10 protein-coding genes are annotated in these 9179 nt (G+C 50.6%); all 10 read left to right on the top strand.

Features of this window, described 5'->3' with window-relative positions:
- A partial coding sequence (locus tag AB204_RS20950) for a phage tail tape measure protein (RefSeq protein WP_084728618.1) occupies positions 1-1636 on the top strand: 1636 nt, incomplete at its 5' end.
- Positions 1636-1968: a phage tail protein gene (locus AB204_RS18375; protein ID WP_047964832.1), complete on the top strand. Its 333-nt coding sequence runs from the start codon at positions 1636-1638 to the stop codon at positions 1966-1968. The genes AB204_RS20950 and AB204_RS18375, both read left to right, overlap by 1 nt.
- Positions 1969-1976: 8 nt before the next feature.
- On the top strand, positions 1977-2726 hold the full coding sequence (locus tag AB204_RS18370) for a phage minor tail protein L (protein WP_047964831.1): 750 nt from the start codon (positions 1977-1979) through the stop codon (positions 2724-2726).
- A 2-nt stretch (positions 2727-2728) separates the two neighbouring features.
- Positions 2729-3433: a C40 family peptidase gene (locus AB204_RS18365; RefSeq protein WP_047964830.1), complete on the top strand. Its 705-nt coding sequence runs from the start codon at positions 2729-2731 to the stop codon at positions 3431-3433.
- Positions 3434-3492: 59 nt separating this feature from the next.
- Positions 3493-3831: a hypothetical protein gene (locus tag AB204_RS18360; protein WP_047964829.1), complete on the top strand. Its 339-nt coding sequence runs from the start codon at positions 3493-3495 to the stop codon at positions 3829-3831.
- Positions 3832-3876: 45 nt separating this feature from the next.
- Positions 3877-4497, top strand: a complete 621-nt coding sequence (locus tag AB204_RS18355; RefSeq protein ID WP_084728617.1) for a tail assembly protein — start codon at positions 3877-3879, stop codon at positions 4495-4497.
- Positions 4498-4551: 54 nt separating this feature from the next.
- A complete protein-coding gene (locus AB204_RS18350; protein WP_047964828.1) occupies positions 4552-7734 on the top strand; it encodes a TipJ family phage tail tip protein in 3183 nt (1060 codons plus the stop codon).
- Complete coding sequence (locus AB204_RS18345; protein ID WP_047964827.1) at positions 7731-8030, top strand: hypothetical protein; 300 nt, start codon at positions 7731-7733, stop codon at positions 8028-8030. The genes AB204_RS18350 and AB204_RS18345 overlap by 4 nt, the downstream gene beginning before the upstream one ends.
- A gap of 6 nt (positions 8031-8036) precedes the next feature.
- Complete coding sequence (locus AB204_RS18340; RefSeq protein WP_047964826.1) at positions 8037-8690, top strand: hypothetical protein; 654 nt, start codon at positions 8037-8039, stop codon at positions 8688-8690.
- Between the two features lie 39 nt (positions 8691-8729).
- Positions 8730-9179, top strand: a 450-nt coding sequence (locus tag AB204_RS23255) for a cupin domain-containing protein (protein ID WP_458864242.1), incomplete at its 3' end; no start/stop codon positions are given.

Genomic DNA, 9179 nt, shown 5'->3' with positions numbered 1-9179 from the left:
AATGCTCAGAACGAACGATATCTTGCCGATGCTGACACTGGCCGGCTCGGATTTCAACCGGGTGCTGGCGGCGGGGAACCGCCTGCTGAAAGAGCGGACGACATTCACCCCGGTTCCCTTTGCGCTGCCGCCCGCCCCGCTGGACGATAAGCAACAGGCTTTTCTTAAGCGATCTGAGCGCGACCGTGAATTATCGACCCTGCAAGGTGAGGACAGAATCAGAAGGCAGGCGGAATTTGCCGCCGAAGATCAGGATTTAAATAAACCAGAGCATCAAGTTAATTATCAAAGGTACATTAATAATGCGATAGCCAGCTATCAGAATGGCGAAAAAGCCAAAGAAGCGCAGGCGGCGGCGTCAAAAGCCGCCAGTGAAGCTGCAAAAGCCGCCCGGGAAGCCGCCAGTGCGCAGGAAAACTACCGCAATAAAGTGGCTGACCTGAATACGCAACTGGCCACAGAAGCGATCCGGTACAAGGAAGGCAACGCGGCGGCTGAGTTGTTTGCCAGCGCTCAGGATAACGTGACCAAGTTCACGCAGGCGCAGAACCGCCATCTGAACCTGCTCAACCAGAGACTGACAGAAACCAAACAGCGTTATCAGGACTTGCAGGCTGCCATAGAAGCCGACCCGTTCCGTCGTGTTGCCAAAAGAACCCAAGAAGCCACAGAACAGCTAAAGCGGCAGAATGCTCATGGTGAAATTAAGTCACCCGCCGAATATGCTTACCGAAAAGGTGAGATATGGAAAGAGGACGTCAGGGGTAACGCAGACGCCCGACAGCAATATGCCGTTTCTGCCAAGGACGCCCTGCGGGGTGACGTTGATCCGGTACAGGATTTGGATAACCAGCTGGCCCGCAAAAAAGCCTTGTATGACACTTACGCGGAAACACAGATTATCAGTGAACAGCGTAAGAATGAACTGATTGCGGCAGCCGAAACGGAAAACAACACGAGACGCATTGAAGCGGCGAAACAGTTGTTTGCTGCCCAAAGCGCCTATCACGAAGTGGCAATCAACCTGCTTGATACCGTCAGCGAACGCATGAGCAACATGGTTACTGGTATGTTAACCGGAACTAAATCACTCAAAGAAGGCGTTTCCGAAATGTTCGCTTCAATGGCGCAGAGTGTCGTTCAGAGCCTGATGAAAATCGCGGCGAATAAGGCATTTGAAATGCTGGCCTCTTCATTCGGTGGCGGTGGCGGCGGCATGCTCAGTGGGGTTGCTTCCATGTTCACCAAAAACGCCAAGGGCGGTGTTTATGCCTCGGCAAACCTGAGTCAGTACAGCGGGCAAATCGTCAGCAGCCCGACGATGTTCGCCTTTGCTAAGGGGGCAGGGTTAATGGGTGAGGCGGGACCGGAAGCCATTATGCCACTTAAGCGTGGCCCTGATGGTTCGCTGGGGGTACGGGCTATTTTCCCCGCTGGCAATATGGGTGGCATGGGGGGTGCACCCAATATTCAGGTCTATATCACAGACTCTGGCGGCAGGAGTCAGGCTGCCAATGGTGCTGATGCTGCATTCGGTGAAAGTCTGGCGCGGGCCTTTACTCAGGTCTATTACGCTGAACGGGATAAAGACTTGCGGCCGGGCGGTGCGATTTTTAGGGCTATCAGGGGGCGATAATGGAAACCTTTTACTGGAGTCCCCGAACGAGTGCCTCTTCAACGGTGGATTTTGCCATCCGAAAGGTCCAGTTCGGGGATGGTTACACACAGGTATCCGGGGATGGCATTCATCCCCGCAGTCAAAAATGGACGGTGGATTTTGTCGGTGATGAGCCTTATCTCCGTGCAATTCTGGCATTTTTGGATCGTCACCAAGGGTATCAGTCCTTTATCTGGACACCGCCGCTTTCTGACAAGGGGTTGTATCGTTGCGAGGGTTATAAGACCAGTGCATTGGGCGGTAATAAATATTCATTGTCGGCGGAGTTTATTCAGGCACACCACCCCTAGGAGAAAATATGTTTAGTGCTGATATACAGAAACTGGCACCGGGTAAGACTGTTCGGCTGTATGAAGTAGACGGAACCGCGTTCGGTGCGGATGTATTGCGTTTTCATGCTTATGGGATACCCCTTACTCCCGACGAAATTGAGGCAGCGAAAAATAATCCTGATAAGTTCAAGCCAAAGTCCATTTGGTGGCAGGGGCGCGAGTATGGCGCATGGCCTGTTAAAATCGAGGGGCTGGATTTATCCAGTGACGGAAAGTCTGCCCGCCCGAAATTAACCGTCACTAACATCAATGGTCTGATTACTGCACTTTGCCTGCAATTTGAGGACATGGTGCAGGCAAAGGTGACCATCCATGATACCTTTGTGCATTATCTGGATGCGGTTAACTTTCCCGAAGGGAATCCGACTGCCGATCCCGAACAGGAACGCACACAGACTTTCTATGTTGACCGCAAAGAAGTTGAAACAGACAAGGAAGTCACCTTTGAGCTTGCCAGTCCTGCCGATCTGGAGGGGCTGAGAATACCCACCCGGCAGATACACAGCCTGTGCACATGGTGCTCACGGGGCTGGTATCGGACGGGTAAAGGCTGTGATTATGCTGGGAGCCGTTACTTTGATGAAAACGACAACCCGGTTGATGACCCCGGCAAAGATAAATGCGGCGGTCTGCTCAGGTCGTGTAAGTTACGATTCGGCGAAGATGAACCCTTGCCGTTTGGGGGTTATCCCGGTGCAGCATTAATCAGGCGGTGACGATGCGTGACAATACATTACAGGCAATATTTGAGCATGCAAAGGCGGAATACCCCAAAGAGGCCTGCGGGGTCATTGCTCAAAAAAGCCGAATAGAAAAATACTTCCCTTGTAAAAACTTAGCCCCTAATCCTGCTGAACAATTTCACCTTGACCCGCTTGATTATGCCAATGCTGACGAGTGGGGAACAATAACGTCTATTGTTCACAGTCACCCTGATGCGACCACGCAACCCAGCGAACTGGATGCCGCACAATGTGATGCCACTGAATTACCGTGGCATATTGTCAGTTGGCCGGAAGGGGATTTCAGGACCATTTATCCGCGTGGTGAGCTACCCTTAATAGGCAGACCGTTTGTGCTCGGTATCTATGATTGCTGGGGGTTGATCATGAGTTACTACCGTCAGGTGCATGATATTGAATTACCTGATTACCGCGTGGATTATCTGTGGTGGGAACGGGGTGAAAATCGCTATATGGATAACTGGCAGGAATGCGGTTTTAATGAGTTTAGCGGTGCCCCTCAGACGGGTGATGTGGTAATGATGCAAGTTCAGGCCGATGTGCCGAATCATGCAGGCGTGCTGCTGGAGGGTAATTTATTGCTCCATCATCTTTACGGGCAATTGAGCCAGAAAGTGCCTTATGGCGGATACTGGAAGGACAGGACAATAAAAATTCTGCGTCACAAAAACTTGCTTTGATAAATGATGACCCTGTTTCTGGTGCTATGATTTTGTTTTCTGGAATATTGGAGGACAGAATGAAAAAAATCTTATTATCAATGTTGTTGGTTTTGACTGGATGCTCAAGTATTCAAGATATGAGAAAACGAGATGCTGATCTTGAGTTTTCATCAAATAAAACTGCAAAAAATATTGCTGAATGCATCTTGTTCGGCTGGCAAGAAAAATCGCCAATGTGGGGAGGTGTTTATATTCAACCATATGGTAGTGGTTACACAATATATTCAGATGGTCAACTTGAAGTGACTGATATAATAAATAAGGACAACGGGACTAAAATCAATTTTTATTATCAAGGTGGATTGTTTGGTTCCAGAGCGGCTCACAGAGTGGAAAAAATAAAGAATTGCATTTGAGTCCAATAAGCCACCTTTAATGGGTGGTTTTTTTATGAGGTAATTATGGCTTTTATCGATGTTCCCATGCGCACCGTGCGCTTTCATGGTCCTCTTATTTCCCGCTTCGGAAAAGAATTTAAATATAAGGCACGGGATGCCCGACATGCTATTAATGCCATGCGTAATCTGTTACCCGGTTTTGAAAAATATATGTCCGAAGCGCATAAAAAAGGGCTGACATTTTCTATTTTTGTGGGCGGGAGAAATATCAGTCAAGATGAGCTGGAAATGACAAAAGGGACGGAGGATATTCATATTCTACCTGTCATTATCGGTAGCAAACGTGCTGGATTATTTCAGACTATTTTAGGTGTGGCATTGATTGCTATTGCTATGTTTGTGCCCGGTGGTCAGGTTGGTGTGGGGGTATTTGGTGCGGGTGGTTTAGCTGGGGGTATGGCTATGGCGGGGGCGTCATTAGCCCTCGGTGGTGTTGCCCAGATGCTTTCCCCTCAAATGCCCGGCCTGCGTATGCGTGAGTCGCCGGAAAATAAACCCAGTTACGCCTTTGGCGGGCCTGTGAATACCACGGCGCAGGGGAATCCGGTTCCCGTTCTGTACGGCACGCGTGAAATCGGGGGTGCCATTATCTCAGCGGGTATCTACACCGAAGATCAGCAATAACCGTCATTCAGTTTTTAGTTTCGCCGCACCTGCGGCTTTTTTTATGGGTGGAATATGGGACATCATCTTATTCAGGGCAGCAAGGGCGGGGGCGGCGGTGGATATACCCCCGTAGAATCACCGGACAGTTTACAGTCGATTGCCAAGGCTAAAATGCTGTTAGCTTTGGGCGAGGGTGAATGGGGGCATGATTTGGGTGCCACGCGAATTTACCTTAATAGGACACCACTGGCGAATTCCGATGGGGAAATGAATTTCACGGGTGTTAAGTGGGAATACCGTCCCGGCACGCAGGCGCAGGAGTATATCAAGGGGTTGCCCGCAGCGGAAAATGAAATCCGTCTTGGTACGGAGTTAAGCAGCGACACGCCGTGGATACGCGCTGTTTCCAATACTAAACTGTCGGCGGTTCGCATTCGGTTATCGTGGCCTGTTTTGCGGCACCAGCATAAAAATGGCGATACCACCGGCTACCGGGTCGATTATGCGATTGATTTAGCCGTTGATGGCGGGTCATACGAAGAAGTTTTGAAGACCGCAGTGGATGGCAAGACCACGACCAAATATGAACGGTCACACCGTATTGATCTGCCCAATGCCTCAACTGGCTGGCAGATCCGGGTCAGGAAATTAACCCCTGACTCCAAGAGTGAGAGCATTATAGATAAAATGTACATCATGGCCTTTACTGAGGTCATTGATGCGAAACTGCGCTATCCCAACACCGCGTTGCTTTATATTGAGTTCGATGCCAAACAGTTTCCTGACACTCCCCAGATATCGTGTAAACCTCAGGGCAGAATTATTCGTGTCCCGGATAACTATGATCCGGTTTTTCGCTCTTATTCCGGTATCTGGACGGGTGAGTTCAAATGGGCGCACTCTGACAATCCGGCATGGGTGTTCTACGACATTATCGTGTCAGAGATGTTCGGGCTGGGAAACCGTATCAATTCGGCACAGATTGACGAAACGGAGCTGTACCGTATCGCCCAGTATTGTGATCAGCCGGTGCCTGATGGCAAGGGTGGAAACGGCACGGAACCGCGCTTTACCTGTAATGTGTATATCCAGTCCCGTGAGGAAGCGTGGACGGTATTGACTGATTTGGCAGCCATCTTTCGCGGGACGACCTACTGGGGGGCAAATCAGTTTGTGGCGCTGGCAGATATGCCCGCCGATGTCTCTTATATTTTTAACCAGTCCAATGTGATTAACGGGGATTTTTCCTACAGCAGTGCCAGTGAGCGCACCCGTTACAGTGTTGCGATGGTGAGCTGGTCAGATCCCGGTAATCATTATGCAGATACCATTGAGGCGGTCTCTGATGATGCGTTGGTACGCCGTTATGATATCAATCAGACGGAACTGACGGCGATTGGCTGCACCCGCCAGAGTGAAGCCCAACGGCGTGGACGCTGGGCATTGCTGACTAACTCGCGTGACAACGTAGTATCGTTCCGGGTTGGACTGGAAGGTCAGATCCCGCTGCCCGGTCACATCATTGGCGTTGCTCACAAAAACCGCGCAGGCCGTGTTATTGGCGGTCGTATCAGCGCCGTGTCAGAACGTAATATCACACTGGACCGCAAACCTGAGGCAAAGGCGGGTGACAGGTTACTGGTCAATCTCCCCGGTGGGACTTCACAAGGGCGAACCATACAGGCGGTTAATGACAATATCGTGACAGTCACGACCGCCTACAGTGAAACACCACAGGTTGAAGCGGGTTGGGCGGTGGATGCTAATGATTTGTTTGTTCAGCAATACCGTGTAATCAGTATCCGGGAGGGTGAAAACGGCACTTTCGAAATCAGCGCGGTTCACCATGACCCCGGCAAATATGAACGCATCGACACGGGCACCCGCATTGATGAACGCTCCATTTCGGTCATTCCGCCCGGCGTTCAGCCCCCGCCGAAAAAGGTGACGATTGGCAGTTATTCGGTCGTCAATCAGGGCATTGCCGTAAACACCTTGCGGGTGACATGGGAAGCGGCTGAAAGTGCCATTGCTTATGAAGCAGAATGGCGGCGGGATAACGGGAACTGGATACCCGCCCCCCGAACTTCGACACAGAGTTTTGAGATCCCCGGCATCTACGCCGGACGCTATCAGGCACGGGTGCGGGCGATTAATGCGTCTGAGATATCCAGTCTCTGGGCGAATGCACCGGAAACGCACCTGAAGGGGAAACAGGGCAACCCGCCGACGCCGCTCGCATTCAGAACGACCCCGATTATCTTTGGTATCCAGCTCGACTGGGGCTTTGCTGCCCAGACGGACGACACGCTGAAAACAGAAATTCAGTACAGCCGGACTCATGACGGTGAAGGGTTGATGCTGCTGGCGGATATTCCCTACCCGCAACGCACGCATACCCTACAGGGGCTGGCGGCAGGGGTGGCCTTCTACTTCCGTGCCCGTCTGGTGGATAAATCCGGCAATCAGTCCCCGTGGACAGAGTTTGTCCGGGGCGAGTCCTCAACGGACACGAGCTGGATAGTGGAGGCAACCGGCAACCAGTTCATGACTGCCGAGGCCGGAAAACGGCTGCAATCCCAGATTGATTATAACTCGGAAGCGGCAATGGAAAATGCCGCGTTGAGTGGCTCCATTGTCCAGCACCAACTGAAAGTTGACAGTGAGATGCGGGCAGAGATACTGGAAGTCAAAACCACACAGGTAACTGACAGGGAAGCCTTTGCTGAGAAGATGGAAAAAGTTCAGGCCGAAGTGGGTGAGAATGCGGCGGCGGTGCAGACCAAGGCGACCGCTGTCTTTGATATTGATGGCAATGGCTATGCCATTGAAGAGATTGGGGCAGGGGTGAAGTACAAAGGTCAGTTTTATAAGGCAGGCATGGTGATTGGAGCCGAGGTCAAGAATGGCAAGGTCGAAACACATTTCGGCGTCAGGGCGAACCAGTTTACGGTGGTGAATCCGTCCAATGGGAAAATGGAACCGGTATTCGTGATTAAGAATGGTCAGGTGTTTTTCGGAGATGCGTTCATTGACAAGGCCTCAATGAGAGAGGCCGTTTTATCTGACGCCATCAAATCAAAAAATTACGTGCGATATAAAGCGGGTTTTTTGATTAATGCCGTGACAGGGGACTTTGAGTTTAATGACATGCGTGTTCAGGCAGGGTTACGCTGGGCAAATGGGGCAATTGCCTGCTACGACCAAAACGGACGGGTCAGGGCGGCAATGGGATATCTAAGGCAATTCCGATGAGTGATTATGGTTTTGGCGTATGGGATGAACAGGGGCGGCAGCGTAATACAGGCATCCGCCCTTTTCTTTATGCGGGGTTTATGAAACTGGACAGCGAACAGACGACAGGGGTACTGACAGTTCCCAGAGAGCCAATGAGTGAAGGGCTGCGGCTCTCTTATGTTTTTGTTTGTACCGAAAGGAGGCAGGGTGGCAATGCAAAGCGTCAGTTTTCAGTGGAGGATAACCGCATCATTATTTCAGCGGGCAACAGTGCCGCTGTTGCCGGGTGGTTGATTGCTTACTATACAGCATGAGGATATATGGACTGGGGCGCATTTTTAACGACGAACGAAGGGGTTCCGTGGTGGACACCCAAAACGACACCGCTTTCTTTTGTAAGGAAAATATCAGTTAAATTTGACCGGTATAAGAGAATAGAAACTAATATCAGCACAGATCAGCCCTGCATGGTTTTTATGTGTGCACATACCAATGATATCTGGCATGCCCCTTACGGGGATTCGTTTGAAATAGACGGGAAATGGTTTATCGACCTGTCAGCACCGAACGCCCGTGCGCCGCTATTGTGTGAAATTTACCTGTTTACACGCGTTTACCCTCAGCCCGTCCCCGACTGGGGGATCGCTATATGGGATGAGGCAGGGAAATGTGTGATAACCAGCGACACCAAGCCCTTAGTGATTGAGGGAGAAGAGAGCACCTTAGGGAGCGAGAGCAAGACGCTGAAAGGTAAAAAGGCAATATTAATGCAGAGAACGGGGTGGTATCTTTCTGAATCTGATTATGGTGATGCGCCAATAAGGATGAGTGATGCTTCATTTTCGACTGCATTTGATGGAAAAAATACCCAGCTATTGATCGGCGCGGTGAATTCTGAGCCACTCACCAGAATCATTAATCAAAGCCTGTGGGATTTAAACAGTCCTTATATCGATTGCTCTCTCTATGACTAGTCATTAACTTCATTCGATTTATTAATTCAGGAACCAATCATGCTCTATTCACAAGGCACTATTTCTATAGTGTCCGGCTCGGCTATTGTCCGCGGTACGGGCACAAAATTTATATCAAATATCAACGGGGTCGCCCCCGGGCAGCTGATGTTAATCCAGTCCGGCAACAGTAATTTACCGCACATGATTCAGGCGGTGAATTCGGACACGGAGCTGGTACTGGCGGATAACGCCAGTGTTACCCTTAATAACGCAAAATACCAGATTCAGACCACTGTCCCGGATTCCGCCTCGGATGGGGTCAGGCATATAGTGGCGATTAACAGCTATATCACCCAGTTCCTCCAGAACATGGATAAATGGATGTCACAGAATGGCACGGTGGCGGTGACATTGCCGAACGGTCAGACGGTATCGCTGCAATCGATACGGGCATTGCAGGCGGCGATGGAGGGGAAACTGGATAAGAGCCAGAACGGCGCGGATATT

The organism is Xenorhabdus khoisanae (genome assembly GCF_001037465.1).
Classification (GTDB): Bacteria; Pseudomonadota; Gammaproteobacteria; order Enterobacterales; family Enterobacteriaceae; genus Xenorhabdus; species Xenorhabdus khoisanae.
Note: the sequence above shows the minus strand (reverse complement) of the source record. Positions and strands in the feature narration are given on the sequence as shown.